We start from the raw sequence: 16,888 nt of genomic DNA on the forward strand, positions 1-16,888 counted from the left end.
ATGGCAGCACCACACCGGGGCGCGCGCCCGCACGCCCGCAGAATGCTCGCCGTCCCCGCCACCGCCGCCGCGGCGGCCCTGCTGGCCGCCGGATGCGGAGGCGGGGGAGGAGCTGGCGGCGGCGATGTCGAGCTCCGCTTCTCCTGGTGGGGCTCGGACGACCGGCACGAGACCACCCAGGAGGTCATCGACCTCTTCGAGGAGAAGAACCCCGGCATCACCGTCACCGCCGAGTACACCAGCTGGGACGGGTACTGGGACAAGCTCGCCACCAGCACCGCCGCAGGCGACATGCCCGACGTGATCACCATGGAGGAGCGCTTCCTGCGCGAGTACTCCGACCGGGGCGCGCTGGCCGACCTCAACACCCTGGAGGGGCTGGACACCTCCGGCGTCGACGAGCTGGTCGCCTCCTCCGGCGACGTGGACGGCGAGAAGTTCGGCGTGGCGACCGGGATCAACGTGTTCTCGGTGATGGCCGACCCCGCGATGTTCGAGGAGGCGGGCGTGGAGATGCCCGACGACGAGAACTGGACGTGGGAGGAGTACATCGAGACGGCGGTGGAGGTCACCGAGGCCACCGACGGCGAGATCGCCGGCTCCCAGAGCATGGGCTACAACGAGAACACCTTCAACATCTTCGCCCGCCAGCGGGGGGAGTCGCTCTACGCCGAGGACGGCACCCTGGGCTTCAGCCAGAAGACCCTGGAGGACTGGTTCGGCCTGGTCGCGCAGATGCAGGAGGAGGACGCCACGCCCAGCCCCTCGGAGAGCGTGGAGATCGAGGCCGGCGGCCCCGACCAGTCGGTCATCTCCACCGGCCGCGGCGCGATGGCGCACTTCTGGAGCAACCAGCTGGCGGCCATCTCCGGCGCGGCCGAGGGCGACGTGGAGCTGCTGCGCTACCCCGGCGAGACCGGGAACGAGCGCACCGGCATGTTCTTCAAGCCGGCCATGTACTACTCGGCCTCCTCGGGCACCGAGCACCCGGAGGAGGCGGCCGCCTTCATCGACTTCCTGCTCAACGACGTCGACGCGGGCCGGATGATCCTGGCCGACCGCGGGCTGCCGGCCAACACCGAGGTGCGCGGGGCCGTCGTGGACGAGCTGACCGACGCCGACGCCCGCTCGGCGGAGTTCGTCGAGGACCTGCGGCCCGACATCGTGGACGGCCCGCCCCCGCCGCCGATCGGCGCCGGCGACGTCGTGGAGATCATCAAGCGCATCACCGACGACGTGCAGTTCGGCGAGATCACCCCTAAGGAGGCGGCCGAGCGCTTCACCCAGGAGGTCGAGGCGGCCACACAGCAGTAGCCGATGCTGCGGCGCGGGGCCCGGGTGCGGGGCCCCGCGCCGCCGTGCGACCGAGCGTGGCCGGGAGCGGCCGGACCGCGGGGCGCCGCGCCCGAGCCGGGTAGAGGGCGGGGGAGAGGAAGGAGACCGTCATGCAACCTCCTCCCACCGGCCCCCGCACCACGCCCGGCGCCGTCACCGCGGTACGGGTGCTGCTCATCGTGGGCGGCGCCGTCGGGGTGCTGCTCGGCCTGCTCATGGTGCTCGGGCTGGCCTTCATGCCCATGGCCGCCGAGATGCCCGAGGCCCGGGAGGCCTTCGAGCGCGAGGGCGTCGACACCGGCGCGATCACCGGACACCTGGCCCTCGGGGCGGCCCAGTCCCTGGTCTACGGGGTGCTCGCCCTCGTCCTGGCCTTCCTGATCGGACGCCCCTCACCGGGGGTGTTCTGGGCCGCGGCGGTGTTCCTCGCCCTGGCGGCGCTGTACGCGCTCGGCTCCATGCTGATGATGGGCGGCGTGGTCCTCTGGATGGTGGCGCTGCTGTTCAACCTCGCCGTGCTGGTCCCGTTGCTCCTCCGGGACTCGCGGGCACACCACGGGGTGGGAAGCTGACCGTGCGGAGGCCGTGATGCCGATGATGACGCTCCTGGCCATGGCCGCGGTCGCCGTCATGGCGACGGCGGCCTGGCTGGTGGTCGTGTCCGTCCAGAAGGTCCGCGGCGCGCCGCCCCCCGCCCTCCCTCCCGAAGAGGGGCCCCGCCGCCCCGACCCCGCCCTGGACGAACTGCGCCTGCGCTACGCCCGCGGCGAGATCGGACGCGAAGAGTACCTCCAGCGCCGCATCGACCTGGAGACCGACTGAGGGGCGGAGGGGCCTCGAAACACCTGCTCCTCGGGCATGCGCGGAGAGGGGTAGGGCCGACACGTTCTCCCGCAGATGTCTCGGAGGCGGACTCCACCTCCGACGTGGAGCGGTAGGGGGCGCTTCACTGCGGGGGATCGGGAACTCCTGTAGTGTTGCGCGCATCGCACGGGGTCGAGGACACCAGGGGCCCTCCCGTGTCCCGCCCGAGCACCGGCCAGCGCCGGAACAGGAGCAGGAGCTAGGGGCGGCGGGCGGTGACCATCTCCATCAGGCCGCCCTTGGCGCGGACGGTGTGCTCGACGGTGAGGCCCTGTTCGCGGACCACCGGCAGCGGGCGGCCCAGCATCTGCTCGCCGGCCTCCGGCTCCAGGCGGTCCTGCAGGAACTGCACGCCCATCATCAGCCACAGCAGCGGCCAGAAGGTGGGGCGGACGTGGTCGAGCAGCAGCATCCGCCCGCCGGGGCGCAGCACGCGGCGCATCTCGGCCACCGCCTGCTCGACGTCCTGCACCGAGCACAGTGACAGCGCGCACACCACGGTGTCGAAGGAGGCGTCGGGGAAGGGGAGGTCCTGGGCGTCGCCCTCGCGCAGGTCGGCCTGCACGCCCAGGCGCGCCGCCCGGGCGCGGGCCCGGTCCAGCATGCCGGGGCTCAGGTCGACGCCGGTCAGCTCGGTGTCCTCGGGGTACAGTCCCAGACTGCGGCCCGTGCCCACGGCCACCTCCAGCGTCCGGCCGCGCGCGTCGCCGCACAGCCGGCGGCGCGCGTCGCCGAAGAGCAGCCCCTCCATCCGGTCCATCGCGGCGTCGTAGCCCTCGGCCCGGCGGTTCCAGTAGCCGCGCGCGGCCTCGCGTGCGCTCTCCACGCCGCCCCCTTGGTCGTCGCCCGTGCGTCCCCTCCCTTTCTACGCGCCCGCGCGGCGGTGGCGATAGAGGCGGTACAGGCCGTAGGCGGCCAGGACCGCGGCCGACAGCACGATCCCGGCCGGGGAGAAGGTGTCGCCCGGGCGGGGCCCGACCAGGTCGGCGTTGAGCTGTTGGCGGACCCACAGGGCCGCGGTCAGCGCGGCCGCCGCGCCCGCCAGGAGCCAGGGGGCGCGCACGGTGGCGTTGACCCACCTGCCGGTCGCCGCCCCGAGGGCGGCGCGTGCCAGCACGGCCGCGGCGCCGAGCACCAGCACCGGGCCGATCGGGTTGTAGCGCCAGGCCATGGCCCAGTCGCCGCCCATGGCGCTCCACACCGACCGTGTGGCGCCGCACAGCGGGCTCATCACGCCCACGAAGTGGTTGGGCCCGTGCAGGTCGACCGGGGGCAGCCCGAACACCGCCATCGCCCCGCCCAGCACGAGCCCGGCCACCGCCGCGACGGTGGCCGGGCGCAGGCGGTCGGTGTCCTCCACGCTCAGCCCGACCGGTGACCGCAGCCGCATCGTCTCCATCCCCTCCTCTGCGCCGCATCCGCTTCCGGTGAGCGTAGCGGTTCGCGATCGCGGGAATGTCTCCGCTGTTCAGAGATTGACATGCAAGTTCAAGCTTGCATATCGTCGTGGGTGTGGCGGACATCTACCGCGCCCTCGCCGACCCGACGAGGCGCGCCGTGCTCGACGAGCTCCACGAGCGTGACCGGCAGACCCTCTTCGAGCTCTGCGGGCGCCTGGCGGTCAAGCACGGCGTGGCCTCCTCCCGGCAGGCGATCTCCCAGCACCTGAGCGTGCTGGAGGAGGCCGGCCTGGTCCGGGTGGAGCGGGAGGGCCGCTACCGGTTCCACAGCATCGACACCGCGCCCCTGCGCGCGATCACCGAGCGGTGGCCCGCTCGGCGGGGAAAGGACGGACCGTCATGAGGATCTATGTGACCAGCGTGTTCGTGGACGACCAGGAGAAGGCGCTGGACTTCTACACCCGCGTGCTGGGCTTCCAGAAGAAGCACGACGTGCCCCTGGGCGGGCCCCGGTGGCTGACCGTGGTCGCCCCCGAGCAGCCCGAGGGCCCCCAGGTGCTGCTGGAGCCCGACGGCCACCCGGCGGTCGGCCCCTACAAGAAGGCGCTGGCCGACGACGGCATCCCGGCCGCCTCGTTCGCCGTGGACGACGTGCAGGCCGAGCACGACCGGCTCACCGCCCTGGGGGTGCGCTTCACCCAGCCGCCGACCGAGATGGGCGGCAACACCACCGCCGTCTTCGACGACACCTGCGGCAACCTGATCCAGATCATCGCTCTGTGAATCGCTCTGTGCCCGGTCCCCGGTCCCCGGCCGCGGCGCGCAGCTTGGCGCGCACCGCGGTCCGGGTGACCGGGCCCAGGTCGTCCAGGACCGCGGCCAGCCGCGCCAGGTCCTCCAGCGCGGTGAACGCGCGCGCGGCGCCGCGGGCGTCGACGCCCTCGTAGAGCTCCATCCCCACGAAGGCGGCCGCCAGCGCGGTGGCCAGGCCCCCGGTGTCGACCAGGCCCTCCAGCGGGGTGCGCGGCAGCAGCCGGGACAGCACCCCCTCCAGCTCCCGGGTCCAGGCGCCCAGCCCGGCCGCGGTGGCCTGGGCCAGCCACTCCCGGGAGGGGGCGGCGGCCAGGAGCTGGGCGAGGGTGGCCACGTGCCCGGACGCGCGCTCGGCCTCGTGCACCTCGCGGCCCAGCCGCGCCAGCTCGTCGAAGGAGCGCACGGCCGCGAACCGCTCCCGGTAGCGGGCCGCGCTCTGCTCGGCGCCGTGCCGGCAGGCCGCCGCCAGCAGCTCGTCGACGCTGCCGAAGTGGTAGAAGATCAGACCCTGGTTCACCCCGGCCGACGCGGCGATGCTGCGGGCCGAGGTCTTGGCGATGCCGTTGCCCGCCACGGTCCGCAGGGCGCCGTCCAGCAGCCTGGTGCGGGTGTCATCGCTTGCCATGGGGCGCAACTATACGCGCGATTCCTGGCGCCGGGGCCGCAGGCGGGCGGGCAGCGGCCCGCCCCCGGCGGGGCGGTACTCGGCCGCGAAGGACCCCTCGTAGCCGAAGAGCGGGCCGAAGCGCCGGTTGGTCACCCGGACGCTGACCCGGAACCGGTCGGCGTCGGGGTCGTAGCGCTCGTGGACCACCGCGTCGCCGGCGACCAGGTCCGGCACCGCGACGTCCAGCGGCCCTTCGCGCAGCCGCAGGCGGTCCGAGCGGATCACCGCCCCGCCCGCGCCGTCGGCCTCCACATGCAGGTCGCAGGCCAGGTGCTGGTGCGTGCCCAGGTAGTCCACCAGGCAGCCGCGCCGCGGTGAGTGGACCATGGCGGCGTCGAAGCGGCGCGGCCCGTCGGGGAAGGCGAAGGTGCGCACGAAGGTCAGCGCCTCGCGGCCGGCGGCGTCGGTGTAGGGCATGTTCACGATGGTGAAGGGGATGTTCCGGCCCTGCCGGGGCAGCAGGATGTTGCGCGCCGCCCCCAGGGCCAGGAACGGCCGGACGAACCGGCCGCCGTGCCAGACGCGGTCCATCACGCCCCGGCCGATCAGCGCCTCGTCGGAGTCGAGTCCGGCGGAGAAGCGGCGCCGCATCTGCGGGTGCAGCCGGGCGAAGTCCGCGCCCATCGCGCGCTGGAAGAGGGGGTTCACGGGCTCTCCAATCGGTCGAGGAGGGCGGGGGCCCGGGCCGGCCTCCCGCCGGGCGGTCGCCGCAGGCACCGCCGTGCGGCCGGGGTGGTGGGCAGCGGGGGCAGCAGGACGGCGGCCGCGACGAGGGCGGCGGCCGCCGGGAGCGGTGCGGCGCCGAGCGCGGCGGCGGCCGCGGCGGCGCGCACGGCCCCCTCGGCCGCCGCCGACCCCAGCGCGGCCTCCGGGAGAAGGCCGCGCTCGCACCACAGCCGCAGCCGGTCGAAGGACCACGCGGTGGCCCAGCCCATCAGCGGGCGGACCAGCAGCCGGTCCGCCGCCCGCCCGAGCCGGCCCGGGCGCGGCCGGTAGTCGTAGCCGGTCACGAAGCGCACGGCGCCGCCGTCGGGGATGTAGCGCCAGTAGCCGCGCCCCTCGGTGAGGGGCGAGAGCGGGTGCGCCGAGGCGAAGCGCAGCGCCGAGGTGCGCGTGCCGTCGGGCCGGTGCCGCTCCCCGGCGCTGATGCCCAGGCCCTGGACCTGCAGCGGGCCGGCCAGCCGGGTGCGGTAGACGAACCGCTCGGGCTCGCTCATCAGCCGGGGCAGCGGCCGGATCTCGGTGAAGCGCAGGTCCCAGCGGGCGTGCCGGGCCGGGTCCCGGGTGCGCTCCCAGAGCAGGTCCATGCCGGTGTGCACGCGTGTCTCGATGTACAGGCCCATCCGCCGCCCCATCGTCGCCTCCGCCGTGTTTTGAGCGATTGCTCAAACGGGAGCGTAGCCGGTTTTGAGCACTCGCTCAATAGGGCCCGGGGGCGGTGCCCCCGGGCCCATGCGCCCTCCGGCGCGGCGGCCGCCGGTCAGTGGCCGCCGGTCAGCGGCTCTTCAGGCGGTGCGCGATGCGCTCGCCGATCTCGGGGTCGATGGAGCGCCAGTACTCCAGGGCGCGCCCCAGCACCCCGTCGTCGGCCACCTGCCCCATGTGCCCGGCCGCGTTGGCCACCAGGCGCTCGCGCGCCGCCTCGTCCATCACGTCGCGGATCAGGGCGCGCGGCTGTACGAAGTCGTCGTCCTCGCGGTGCCGGGTGTAGGCCTCGCGCACCAGCTCGGCGCCCTCCACCAGCCAGGACGACTCCTCGGTCCCCTCCTGCCGGACCGCGTCGGGCCCGCCGAAGGAGTTGGGGTGGTACACCGCCCCGGTGTCCGGCGGGAACGACCGCATCCGCCCCTCCTTGTGGTAGGCGCGCACCGGCACCTCCGGGCGGTTGGGCGGCAGCTCGTTGTAGTTCACGCCGATGCGGTAGCGGTGCGTGTCGGCATAGGAGAACAGCCGCGAGAGCAGCATCTTGTCCGGCGACGGGCCGATCCCCGGCACCAGGTTCGACGGCTCGAACGCGGCCTGCTCCACATGGATGAAGAAGTCCTCGGGGACCCGGTCCAGCACCATCCGCCCCACCTCGATGAGCGGGTAGTCCCCGTGCGGCCAGACCTTGGTCAGGTCGAAGGGGTTGAACCGGTAGTCCGCGGCGTCCTCGAAGGGCATGATCTGCACCTTCAGGGTCCACGACGGGTACTCGCCGCGCCCGATGGCCGCGTACAGGTCCCGGCGGTGCAGGTCGGCGTCGGCCCCGGCCAGCCGGTCGGCCTCCTCCTGCGGCAGGAAGTCGTTGCCCTGGTCGGTGAGGAAGTGGTACTTCACCCACACCTTCCGGCCCTCGGCGTTGACCCACATGTAGGTGTGCGAGCTGAAGCCGTCCATGTGCCGGTAGGAGCGGGGCACCCCCCGGTCGCCCATCAGCCAGGTCACCTGGTGCGCCGACTCCGGCGACAGCGACCAGTAGTCCCACTGCATCGTGTGGTCGCGCAGCCCCGTGCGCGGGTCGCGCTTCTGCGAGCGGATGAAGTCCTGGAACTTCTGCGGGTCGCGCATGAAGAACACGGGCGTGTTGTTGCCGACCATGTCGTAGTTGCCCTGGCGCGTGTAGAACTTCAGCGCGAAACCGCGCGGGTCCCGCCAGGTGTCGGGGCTGCCCTGCTCCCCGGCGACCGTGGAGAAGCGCGCGAGCATGGGGGTCTCGCGCCCCGGCTGGAACACGTCGGCGCAGGTGTAGGCGGACACGTCCTGGGTGACCCGGAAGGTGCCGTAGGCGCCCGTGCCCTTGGCGTGGACCACGCGCTCGGGGACGCGCTCGCGGTTGAAGTGGGCCATCTTCTCCACGAGGTAGACGTCGTGGAGGAGGAGGGGGCCGTCGCGCCCCACGCTCAGCGACTGCTCGTCGCTGGGAGCGGGCGCGCCGGCCCCGGTGGTCGTGATCGGGTTGCCGCTGTGAGGCGTGGTATAGCCCTCGCTCATCGGAGGCCCCTAACGAGAACGGGTGCACGTCGGCTGCGGTCTACCCGCCGCTCGGTCAAGCCACGGTGCCCCGCAGCCCAACATCCACCCTAAGCAGCGGCGCCCGCACGTCTAGGGAAGGCAGCCGACGTGCGCCAGCGCCTGGCGCACCAGGACGCCCTGGCCGTCGGCCATCTCCGACTGCACGTCGGGCCCCGCGGCCTCCTCAGGGGTGAACCACACCAGGTCCAGGGCGTCCTGGCGGGGGCGGCAGTCGCCGGTCACCGGCACCACGTACGCCAGTGCGACCGCGTGCTGGCGCGGGTCGTGGTAGGCGGTCACCCCCGGGGTGGGGAAGTACTCGGCCACCGTGAAGGGCTGCGGCGCGCTCGGGATGGTCGGCAGCGCCATCGGCCCCAGATCCTTCTCCAGGTGGCGCAGGAGCGCGTCGCGGACCCGCTCGTGGTACAGGACCCGCCCCGAGACCACCGCGCGGCTGATCGTCTGGTCGGGGGAGGCCTGCAGCAGCAGCCCCACCCGTGTCACCGTCCCGGTGTTGTCCACGCGCACCGGGACGGCGTTGACGTAGAGGACGGGAAGGCGCGAGCGCACCCACGCCAGCTCGTCGTCGGAGAACCACCCGGGAACCGTGTCGATCGACGTCACCAATGGACCGGCCTCTGCAATCTCGTCGCGGGCGCCCCCGGCGCCCTCGGTCGGTTACGGGGGAGAGCGTACGCGTCCGGGCCGCCCGGGTGGCGTACCTCGGGGGTGCTACCTGAGGGGGAGCCCCCGGTGGGCCCGCGAAGGGGACGCGCCGCGCCCCGCGCGCTCCGTAGCGTCCTGTGCCGGAAGGACCGGACACGGGGGAGGCGTGCATGCACGGAAGCACGGGGCACGCGGGGCGCACGGGGCGCACGGCACTGGCGGTGGCCGCCGCCCTCGTCCTGGCCTGCGCGCCCTCGGCGCCGCCGCCCGCGGGGTCGCCCGCCCTGCCGTCCGCGGCCCCGGCCGCCGCCGACTGGTCGCCCGACCGCCTCGGCGAGGCCTACGCCGCCAACCGCGCCGCCGCCGCGCACGCCGCCGGCGCCGCCGGGCGGGCAGGGGACGGCGAGCGGGCCGCGGCGCTGCGCGCGCTCGCCGCGCCCGACCGGACGCTGCTGGAGTTCGACCCCCGCGGCCAGGGGCGCGCGGTCGAGGCGGTGGGCGACCTGGAGCGCGCAGAACGGGTGGCCGTGCTGGTACCCGGGGCCGACACGACCCTGACGACCTTCGACGGGCACGGCGCCCGCCCCTATGCGCGGGTGGGCGACGCCGCCCGGGAGCTGCAGGAGCGCATGCGCGCCCGGGACCCGGAGACGCCCACGGCCGTCGTCGCCTGGATGGGCTACGAGGCCCCGGCCACCGTGAGCGCCGCGGTGGCGACCACCGCGCGCGCCGACGAGGGCGCCGCGGCGCTGGAGGCGTTCGTGCCGCGGCTGGTGCGGGCCGCGCCCGGAGCCCGACTGTCCCTTGTCTGCCACTCCTACGGGGCGGTGGTGTGCGGCCGGGCGCACGCCGCGGCGGCGCGGGCCGGCGCGGTGGTCCTGGTCGGCAGCCCCGGGGCGGGCGTGGACCGGGCCGCCGACATCGGGGCGGGCGGCCGGGTGTGGGCCGGGCGCGCCGACGCCGACTGGATCGGCGGGGTCCCGCACGGGTCGCTGCCCCTGCCCGGGACCGGCGCCGAGGCGGGGTTCGGCCCCGACCCGGTGGGGGCGGGCTTCGGCGCCGAGGTCTTCGACGCCGGCCCGGGCGGGCACAGCGACTACTTCGCGCCGGGGTCGGTCCCCCTGGCGGCCATGGCGCGCATCGTCCTGGACGGGGGCGCGGGCGAGGGGGACGGCCGTGCGTGAGCGCCGCCGCCGGTCCGGCGCGGACCGGCGGCCGGGCGCGGTGCGCCCGGCCGGATGGGCCACGGTCCTGCGGGTACTGTGGCTGATGCGGGGCCTGCCGGTCCCGCAGGGGCGGGAGCGGGGTCAGGCCGCGCCGACGTCGAGGTCGACGCAGGCGTAGAAGGCGTTGGCGGTGTCGGCGATGTTCCACACGGCCAGCAGCTTGGTCGGGCCGCTGTGCCCGCTGAGGTCCACCCGGTGGGAGACGCTGGACGGCGGGCGGGCGCCGCCGTCGTCGAAGGAGGCCACCCGCTGCCCGTCGGCGAAGTACTCCCAGGTGGCGGTGGAGTGCCGGGCGGTCAGGGTCCAGGTGAAGTCGACCTGGGCGCCCACCGGGTGCACCTGCCACCCCTTGGAGTCGTCGTCCAGCTCGGCGAAGCGGCCGTTGCCGCCGCTGCAGCTCTGCAGGCCCTTGGGGCCCTCGACGCTCTGCGGCTCCCACTTGATCTGGCCGCATTCGACGGTGCCGGCCGCGCACTGGGCCTGGCGGCTGGCGGGGGAGGAGACGTAGCCGTGGGCGCTGGCCACCCCGGCGGGCAGCAGCGCGAACAGCAGCGGGGTGGCGGCGGCGACGGCGAGGACCCTTCTTCTCTGTTTCGTCTTCGGCTTCATCTTCTGCCTTTCGTGCGGGGAAGGCGGCGGAGGAGAACCCGCGGGGGTGAATTCCGTGGGAGGCGCATTCACGTCCGCCGAGTGGTCTAGACCGTAAGAAGGGGGGTGATGCAGGTCAAGGGGGTGAGAACCGGTCGGGATCGGCGGAGGAACGGCGGCCGGCGGCCTCGATGCGGAGAATGCCGAACCGGTATCATTCACGCCCGCCCCGCTCCGCCGGGGTGAACGGGACCTTCGGCCCGGCGCTCGGGGACCGGTCTGCACGGTCCGCCTCCGGGGTGCGCGGGGCGGGCCTTGTGCAGCGCACAACGGGTGACGGGGGTATGGCGCCGGGGTGAGGCCGGCGGCCGAGGAGAAAGGGGCGCGATTGCCCAGGCGCGGTTTGGGCGGCCTGCTCGACGACCGGGAATGGGCGCTGCTGCTGGCCGCCGGAAGCCGCGCCCGCTACTCCTCCGGCCAGGCCCTGATGCGCCAGGGCGACCCCGGCAGCACCGTGCACCTGGTCGCCGAGGGCCAGGCCCGGGTGGTGCGGGTGCGCGCCGACGGCATCACCGTCCCCCTCGCCTTCCGCGGCGCCGGGGAGGTGCTGGGCGAGCCGATGCTGCTGCCCGGCGGCGGCGCGCGCTCGGCGACCGTGACCGCCGTCGGCCACTGCGCCACCGCGGTCTTCCCGGTCGAGCGCTTCCGCCGGATCGTCCGCGAGCACGGGCTGGAGAACGCGCTGTGGGAGAGCACCCTGGTCCGGCAGATGGAGAGCGACACCCTGCGCGCCGAGCAGGCGGCCCTGCCGGTCGAGCGGCGGCTGCCGGCCGCACTGCTGTACCTGGCCCGGTCCCTGGGCGTGTCCACCGCCGCCTCCATCACCGACGCGCCGGGCCGCGGCCGCCGCGCGGTGCTGGTGCGCATCCCGCTGTCCCAGCAGGAGATCGCCGACTTCGTCGGCCTCTCGCGCACCTCGGTGGCCACCGCCTACACCCGCATGCGCCAGCGCGGGCTGATCCGCACCGGGCGCAGCTACGTGGCGGTCCTGGACATGGCGGCGCTGGAGGCGCTGGCCGAGGGCGGCGACTCGGGCGGCGGCCCGGGGGGCGACTGACGGGGCGGAGGATCATGCGCTGTGTTCATGAACGAACACAGCCCCGCGCCCGGGTGCGCCAGGCTGGGAAGGGCGGGGCCGGAGGGTCCGGCCGCCGCGGCCGTCGGAGCGGAGCGCCATGGACATCGACATCCCCGAGACCCGCACCAGCCTTCCCCTGCCCCCCTACCGCGCGGTCCTGGCCGTGGACATGGAGCGGTTCAGCCGCACCAGCGCGGTGCACCAGCAGCTGGTCGGGCGCCTGATCCCCGAGGTGCTGGAGCTGGCGCTGACCCGGTCGGGGCTGGCCCAGGTGTGGGCCTCGCCCAGCTTCCCCCGCCACGACGGCGACGGGTACGTGCTGGGCACCGACCCCGGCCACCTGCCCCTGCTGATCGACCCCTTCCTGGACACCCTGCAGCGGGTGCTCGACGAGAAGCGGCCCTGGCTCGCCGCCGTCGACCGCGAGCTGCGCATGCGGATGCGGGTGAGCCTGGGCGTGGGGCCGCTGCCCGACACCGGCGACGGCTCGGGCATCGACGCCATGGGGGACGCGATGATCGACACCCACCGGCTGCTGGACTCCTCGGCGGTGCGCCGGGCCCTGGCCCGGTCCCACCCCGACACCACCCTGGTCGCCGCGATCATCGGCCGCCGCGTCTACGAGGACGTGGTGCTGGGCGGGTTCACCGCCCTGGACGAGAGCCGCTGGGCGCCGGTCGACGCCGAGGTGGCCGGCAAGGGCTACCGGGCCGAGGGCTACCTGTACGTGCCGGTCCCCTCCGCGGTGCGCGGCGGTTCCCCGTGGGGCGGCGAGGAGCCCGCCGCCGAGGACCCCGGCACCGGGGACGGCGCCGACGCCACCGGGGCCGGGACCGCCGCGCCCGCGCCCGGCGGGGGCACCGTGGTGCACAACAGCGTCGGCGAGAACCGGGGCGAGGTCTTCCAGATGGGCGACGTCCAGGGCGGCCTGCACTTCGGGGGCGGACGGTGAGCGCCCCCGCCCGGCCGTCGGCATCGGAAAGGGGGCGCATGCGCCGAAGATGGGGACCGGCCCGCGGCGGCACGGCCCGGGAGGAGTTCCAGGCGCGCATCCCCAGCGCCGACGCGGGCCTGTGCTTCCACGCCTATTTCCGGCTCGCGGTGGACATCGTGGGCGTCGAGGAGATGGAGCGGGTGCGCATCCGGGCCCGGCTCCGCCGCGACGTGCTGCGGGCCGCCTCCACCGCGGCCCGCGCCTTCACCCTGGGCGAGCGCGGCGTGGCCGAGGCCGAGCTGACCTGCCTGCTGCTCGACCACGACCTGTTCGACCACCCGCGGGTGCGGGACTTCACCGTCGAGGTGCGGCTGGTGGGGGCCGACGGCGAGCCGGAGTGCCGGGCGGGCGCCGCGGCCGTGCAGGAGTTCCTGCACGGCCTGGCGCCCGCCGAGCGCTCGGGCGTGCTGGCGGCCCTGGCGGCGCAGATGCGGGCCCTGGACCGCCCCGACCTCGCCGAACGCCTGGTGCGGGACTGGACCGGCCACGACTGAGGCGCCCCGCCCGCGGGAAGGGCGAGGGCATGGGCGCACGAGCACTGCCGCGGCTCCACCACCCGGACAAGGAGCTGTTCGGGCCGGGCGGTCCGACCAAGCGCGACCTGGCCGACCACTGCCTTCGGGCGGCCGCGCGGATGCTGCCGCACCTGCGCGGCAGGCCGCTGGCGGTGCAGCGCTGGCCCGAGGGCATCGAGGGCGACGGCGGCTTCTTCGTCAAGAACCGGTGGCCGGGCACCCCCGACTGGGTCGGCTCGGCGCACGTGCCCCGGGAGAGCGGCGGCGAGGCCGAGGTGCCGGTGTGCAACGACCGGGCCGCCCTGGTGTGGCTGTGCGGGCAGGACGCCTTCCCGCTGCACATCTGGATGAGCCGGGCCGACCGCCCGCGGGTGCCCGACCGGATCGTGTTCGACCTGGACCCGTCGAAGGCCGGGGACTTCGCCGGGGTCCGCTCCGCCGCGCGGGACGTGCGCGCACAGGTGGAGGAGCTGGGGCTGGCGGCGTTCGTGATGACCACGGGGTCGCGGGGGCTGCACGTGGTCTGCCCGATCCTGCGCCGGTCCGACTGCGACGACGTCAAGGCGTTCGCGCGCGCGGTGGCCGAGCGGGTGGCCGGGCGGCGGCCCGGGGAGCTGACCACCGCCGTGCGCAAGGACAAGCGCCGGGGGCGGGTGTTCATCGACTACCTGCGCAACGGGTACGCCCAGCTGGCGGTCGCCCCGTACTCGGTGCGGGCCCGCCCCGGCGCGCCGGTGGCCGCACCGGTGGACTGGGACGAGCTGGACGGGCTGGACGCGGCCGACCGGTGGACGGTGCGCACCTTCGCCGAGCGGGACGGCGCGGACCCGTGGAAGGGGTTCGCCCGGCACGCCCGTTCACCGGAGGCCGCGATGTCACGGCTGGAGAAGGCGCGGGACGCCTGAAGGGGCGGCTCCCGGAAGGCCTCAGCCCTCTCCCGCGCTGGGGACGGCGCCCTCGGCGATGTCGCGCAGCGCGGCCACGTGCCGCTCGAACGCGGACCGTCCGCCCGAGGTCAGCCGGAGCACGGTGCGGGGCCGTCGGCCCGCCCAGGTCTTGCGCACGTCCACATGGCCGGCCTTCTCCAGGGTGGCGACCTGTTTGGACAGCGCCGAATCGGTGATCTCCACGGTGTCGCGCACCGCCTTGAAGTCGGCCTCCTCCACCGCGGCAAGCGCGGCGACGATGGAGAACCGGACCGGGGCGTGGATGACATCGTCCAGGCGGGCGCGGGGGTGTTCGGTCACCGGTCGCCCCGGGAGGTGCGCAGGACCCAGACCGCGGCGGCGGCGAAGGGCAGGGCGGTGGCGACCGACATGGGGACCCACCACGCGGGCTCGGCCTTGAACAGGAGCATGCCGATCAGGATGGTGGCCGTGTACAGCACGCCCCAGGAGCCCATGACCAGGTTGTGCACCAGGGTGAACCAGGGGGCGGTGACCGGGCGCACCGCCGTGTAGGAGACCAGGGCGACGACGGCGGCGCCCATCACCGCCATGACCGGGATCAGCATGTCCACGGACGCGCTGAGTCCGAGGGTCAGGGTGCAGGCGGGGATGACGGTGCCGAACACGGCGCAGTAGACGGCGTACCACGACGACTTGCGGCGCATCCGGCCGGCGGCCTCATCGGCGGCGGCGAGCGAGGCGGCCGCCTGCTCCCGGCCGGGGTGTGCGTCGTCCATGGGGGGTACCTCCGGTGTCCTCTCCCGGTACGAGGTCAGGATTCCACCATGGCAAGTACTTTCCGGATTGGCAAGTACTTGTTCATTCGGAAACCCACGGGTCCGCCGCCGCCAGCAGGGCCTCCACCGCCTCCGCCGGGGTCGCCGCCGCGGCGTCGGGCCCGGTGAAGGCCGCGGGGAAGTGCCACTCCAGATGGGACGACCACGCCGCGGCCAGCCCCGCCGCCTTCGCCCCGTGCACGTCCCAGCCGTGCGCCGTCACCACCGCGGTGGCCGCCGGATCGGCCCCGCACGCCCGGGCCGCCGCCCGGTAGGGGGCGGCCGCCGGCTTCCAGGCGCCGGTCGGCCCGGCCTCCACCACCGCGTCCACCAGCCCCGCGCACCCGGCGCGCTCCAGCAGCGCCCGCACGGTGCCGGCGTCGGCGTTGTCCAGCACCGCCACCCGTGCCCCGCTCGCCCGCGCCGCGCGCAGCGCCCCGGCCGCGTCCGGGCGCGGCTCCAGCGCGGCCAGGGCGTCCACCACCCCGGCCGCGGCCGCGCCGGCCACCTGGTGCCCGGTGATGTCGGCGAGCGCGCCCAGGGCCAGCGGGCGGAAGGGCGCCGGGCCGCCCGCTGCGGCCAGCGCGAAGCCGTCCCGGAGCAGGTGGTCCCACCACCGCCGCATCAGCACCCGGGGCACGCCCGCCTCGCGCAGGCGCCATTCCAGCGGTTCCAGGGGGACGAGGGTGTCCATCAGGTCGAACGCGAACGCGGCGGGCCGGGGGAGGGACATGGCGCTCCTCGGGGGTCAGTCGTGGGCCGCACCCTCCTCGGCGCGGTCCTCCCCCCGGTCCCTACCCGGTGCCACCGGCTCCGGCTTGCAGTCGAAGCAGGTGACCACGAAGACCTCGTCGCCGGCGACCCGCCCCACGAAGCGCCCGGGCAGGCCGTCGTCCCCGGCCTCCCGCCCGGTCACGGCCGCATACCCGATCCGGCCCGAGACCTCGGCCTGCTCCTCGTCGCGGGTGATGCCGGTGCACACCACCCGCATCACCTCCTCGGAGTCCGAGCCCTCCGGGGCCGAGCACTCCAGGCGCCCGGCGATGGGGTGCCCCTTGCGGGAGAACGCCTCCTCGGCCTGCGGGCGCAGCATCGACGCCGACAGCCCGCTCGCGGCGGCCCGGGCCGTGTCCAGCTCCTCGTCGGCACCGCACCCGGCCGCCGCGCCGAGGACGGCCACGGCGGCGGCGAAGGCGGCCGCGAGCGGGCGGGGGCGGCGGGGCCGCATCTGCACAGGGTCCACTCCCTAACCTCCTGTGACGGGGCGTGCAGCCACTATCACGCACACCGCGCGCGTGCTCACCGTCCGCCACGGAGGGTCCGCCGCAAGAGAGGGCAATAAGTACGGAACGATCCGGCAAAGTCCCGGGCGGAGGGCGGCCGGGGGTTTAACTCCGTGCAGGGCAGCAACGAACCGGGGCAAAGGACCCTGCAGGGAAGGGGCGCCGCGATGACACCCCCGCGCATCGGCGAGCACGTCCACGACGTCGAGGAGGCCGACCCCGCCGGGCGCTGCCGCCCGGCCGCGGTCATCGCGGTGGCGGGCTCCGGCACCGCCGGCCGGCCGCTGCTCGACCTGCTCGTCCTCGACTACCACCTGGTCCACCGCTACCGGGTGGACCACGACCCCACCGGCCACGCGGGCACGTGGCACCCGCTCTGCCCCTGACCCGTGACCCGGCCGCCCGCGCCCCGGTGCCGATCCCGCACCCCGGGGCGGGGCGGGGCCGCGGGAACGTCGGGCGCGGACCCGCCCCGCGCACCGACCCGCACACCGCCGCGGTGCCCGGGTTGCCGACGCGGCCCGGGCTGATAAGGATGTGTCCTCCGGAGCGGCCGCAGGGGAGGCGGCCGCAATGACGGGGAGGGACGCCACCGTGGGGGAGGAACGGCTCGACACCGCACTGCCTGCCGGCGCGGACCCGCAGCGCCATGCGCGCCTGCTGCGGCGGGGGCACGAGGCGG

At 75.2% G+C, this 16,888-nt stretch carries 23 protein-coding genes; 11 read left to right on the top strand and 12 right to left on the bottom strand.

Features of this window, described 5'->3' with window-relative positions:
* The 3 genes from C892_RS0101040 (at position 1) to C892_RS0101050 (ending at position 2,157) form a co-directional block, all read left to right on the top strand.
* Positions 1-1,314 carry an ABC transporter substrate-binding protein gene (locus tag C892_RS0101040; RefSeq protein WP_026124061.1) on the top strand — a complete coding sequence of 438 codons (1,314 nt, stop codon included), beginning with the start codon at positions 1-3 and terminating at the stop codon, positions 1,312-1,314.
* Positions 1,315-1,445: 131 nt separating this feature from the next.
* A complete protein-coding gene (locus tag C892_RS0101045; protein WP_017555654.1) occupies positions 1,446-1,907 on the top strand; it encodes a hypothetical protein in 462 nt (153 codons plus the stop codon).
* Between the two features lie 16 nt (positions 1,908-1,923).
* Positions 1,924-2,157, top strand: coding sequence for an SHOCT domain-containing protein (locus tag C892_RS0101050; protein WP_017555655.1), 234 nt, complete (start codon positions 1,924-1,926; stop codon positions 2,155-2,157).
* A gap of 241 nt (positions 2,158-2,398) precedes the next feature.
* Here the strand turns inward: C892_RS0101050 and C892_RS0101055 are convergent, their stop codons facing one another.
* Together C892_RS0101055 and C892_RS0101060 are read right to left on the bottom strand one after the other, a co-directional pair.
* The gene (locus C892_RS0101055) at positions 2,399-3,025 is read right to left on the bottom strand and encodes a class I SAM-dependent methyltransferase (RefSeq protein WP_017555656.1); all 627 of its coding nucleotides are present in this window, start codon (positions 3,023-3,025) and stop codon (positions 2,399-2,401) included.
* A gap of 39 nt (positions 3,026-3,064) precedes the next feature.
* A complete protein-coding gene (locus tag C892_RS0101060; protein ID WP_017555657.1) occupies positions 3,065-3,598 on the bottom strand; it encodes a DUF2752 domain-containing protein in 534 nt (177 codons plus the stop codon).
* A 113-nt stretch (positions 3,599-3,711) separates the two neighbouring features.
* Here C892_RS0101060 and C892_RS0101065 point away from each other — a divergent pair, with 113 nt between their 5' ends.
* Together C892_RS0101065 and C892_RS0101070 are read left to right on the top strand one after the other, a co-directional pair.
* A complete protein-coding gene (locus C892_RS0101065; RefSeq protein WP_017555658.1) occupies positions 3,712-4,002 on the top strand; it encodes an ArsR/SmtB family transcription factor in 291 nt (96 codons plus the stop codon).
* The gene (locus tag C892_RS0101070) at positions 3,999-4,382 is read left to right on the top strand and encodes a VOC family protein (RefSeq protein WP_017555659.1); all 384 of its coding nucleotides are present in this window, start codon (positions 3,999-4,001) and stop codon (positions 4,380-4,382) included. The genes C892_RS0101065 and C892_RS0101070 overlap by 4 nt, the downstream gene beginning before the upstream one ends.
* Here the strand turns inward: C892_RS0101070 and C892_RS0101075 are convergent.
* From C892_RS0101075 to C892_RS0101095, 5 genes are all read right to left on the bottom strand, one after another.
* Positions 4,369-5,037: a TetR/AcrR family transcriptional regulator gene (locus tag C892_RS0101075; RefSeq protein ID WP_017555660.1), complete on the bottom strand. Its 669-nt coding sequence runs from the start codon at positions 5,035-5,037 to the stop codon at positions 4,369-4,371. The two genes, C892_RS0101070 and C892_RS0101075, sit on opposite strands and share 14 nt — an antisense overlap.
* A 9-nt stretch (positions 5,038-5,046) precedes the next feature.
* Complete coding sequence (locus C892_RS0101080; RefSeq protein WP_017555661.1) at positions 5,047-5,727, bottom strand: DUF4166 domain-containing protein; 681 nt, start codon at positions 5,725-5,727, stop codon at positions 5,047-5,049.
* Entirely contained in the window at positions 5,724-6,434 is a 711-nt protein-coding gene (locus tag C892_RS0101085) for a hypothetical protein (protein WP_017555662.1), read from the bottom strand. The genes C892_RS0101080 and C892_RS0101085 overlap by 4 nt, the downstream gene beginning before the upstream one ends.
* Positions 6,435-6,573: 139 nt before the next feature.
* Positions 6,574-8,052, bottom strand: coding sequence for a catalase (locus C892_RS0101090; protein WP_017555663.1), 1,479 nt, complete (start codon positions 8,050-8,052; stop codon positions 6,574-6,576).
* 111 nt (positions 8,053-8,163) lie between these two features.
* Positions 8,164-8,697 carry an NUDIX hydrolase family protein gene (locus C892_RS0101095; RefSeq protein ID WP_017537442.1) on the bottom strand — a complete coding sequence of 178 codons (534 nt, stop codon included), beginning with the start codon at positions 8,695-8,697 and terminating at the stop codon, positions 8,164-8,166.
* Positions 8,698-8,909: 212 nt separating this feature from the next.
* Between C892_RS0101095 and C892_RS0101100 the strand changes: the two genes are divergently transcribed.
* Complete coding sequence (locus C892_RS0101100; RefSeq protein ID WP_017555664.1) at positions 8,910-9,923, top strand: alpha/beta hydrolase; 1,014 nt, start codon at positions 8,910-8,912, stop codon at positions 9,921-9,923.
* A gap of 123 nt (positions 9,924-10,046) precedes the next feature.
* Here the strand turns inward: C892_RS0101100 and C892_RS0101105 are convergent, their stop codons facing one another.
* On the bottom strand, positions 10,047-10,574 hold the full coding sequence (locus C892_RS0101105) for a lytic polysaccharide monooxygenase auxiliary activity family 9 protein (RefSeq protein WP_017537444.1): 528 nt from the start codon (positions 10,572-10,574) through the stop codon (positions 10,047-10,049).
* A 367-nt stretch (positions 10,575-10,941) separates the two neighbouring features.
* Here C892_RS0101105 and C892_RS0101110 point away from each other — a divergent pair, with 367 nt between their 5' ends.
* From C892_RS0101110 to ligD, 4 genes are all read left to right on the top strand, one after another.
* Positions 10,942-11,670 carry a Crp/Fnr family transcriptional regulator gene (locus C892_RS0101110; RefSeq protein ID WP_026124063.1) on the top strand — a complete coding sequence of 243 codons (729 nt, stop codon included), beginning with the start codon at positions 10,942-10,944 and terminating at the stop codon, positions 11,668-11,670.
* 118 nt (positions 11,671-11,788) lie between these two features.
* Positions 11,789-12,643 carry a hypothetical protein gene (locus C892_RS0101115; protein ID WP_017555666.1) on the top strand — a complete coding sequence of 285 codons (855 nt, stop codon included), beginning with the start codon at positions 11,789-11,791 and terminating at the stop codon, positions 12,641-12,643.
* 38 nt (positions 12,644-12,681) lie between these two features.
* Positions 12,682-13,179, top strand: a complete 498-nt coding sequence (locus tag C892_RS0101120) for a hypothetical protein (RefSeq protein WP_017555667.1) — start codon at positions 12,682-12,684, stop codon at positions 13,177-13,179.
* 29 nt (positions 13,180-13,208) lie between these two features.
* Positions 13,209-14,105: a non-homologous end-joining DNA ligase gene (gene ligD / locus C892_RS0101125; protein WP_017555668.1), complete on the top strand. Its 897-nt coding sequence runs from the start codon at positions 13,209-13,211 to the stop codon at positions 14,103-14,105.
* 21 nt (positions 14,106-14,126) lie between these two features.
* Here ligD and C892_RS0101130 read toward each other — a convergent pair whose 3' ends face one another.
* The 4 genes from C892_RS0101130 to C892_RS0101145 all read right to left on the bottom strand — a co-directional run bounded on the left by C892_RS0101130 (position 14,127) and on the right by C892_RS0101145 (position 16,166).
* Positions 14,127-14,447, bottom strand: coding sequence for a transcriptional regulator (locus C892_RS0101130; protein WP_017555669.1), 321 nt, complete (start codon positions 14,445-14,447; stop codon positions 14,127-14,129).
* A complete protein-coding gene (locus C892_RS0101135) occupies positions 14,444-14,884 on the bottom strand; it encodes a hypothetical protein (protein WP_017555670.1) in 441 nt (146 codons plus the stop codon). Before C892_RS0101135 ends, C892_RS0101130 begins: the two co-directional genes overlap by 4 nt.
* A gap of 82 nt (positions 14,885-14,966) precedes the next feature.
* Positions 14,967-15,656 carry an HAD family hydrolase gene (locus tag C892_RS0101140; RefSeq protein ID WP_017555671.1) on the bottom strand — a complete coding sequence of 230 codons (690 nt, stop codon included), beginning with the start codon at positions 15,654-15,656 and terminating at the stop codon, positions 14,967-14,969.
* 15 nt (positions 15,657-15,671) lie between these two features.
* The gene (locus tag C892_RS0101145; RefSeq protein WP_017555672.1) at positions 15,672-16,166 is read right to left on the bottom strand and encodes a hypothetical protein; all 495 of its coding nucleotides are present in this window, start codon (positions 16,164-16,166) and stop codon (positions 15,672-15,674) included.
* A 207-nt stretch (positions 16,167-16,373) separates the two neighbouring features.
* On the opposite strand from C892_RS0101145, the gene C892_RS0101150 reads away from it, so the two are divergent.
* Positions 16,374-16,592, top strand: a complete 219-nt coding sequence (locus C892_RS0101150) for a hypothetical protein (RefSeq protein ID WP_017555673.1) — start codon at positions 16,374-16,376, stop codon at positions 16,590-16,592.
* Positions 16,593-16,888 lie beyond the last annotated feature (296 nt).

The organism is Nocardiopsis baichengensis YIM 90130 (assembly GCF_000341205.1).
Taxonomy (GTDB): Bacteria; Actinomycetota; Actinomycetes; order Streptosporangiales; family Streptosporangiaceae; genus Nocardiopsis_A; species Nocardiopsis_A halophila.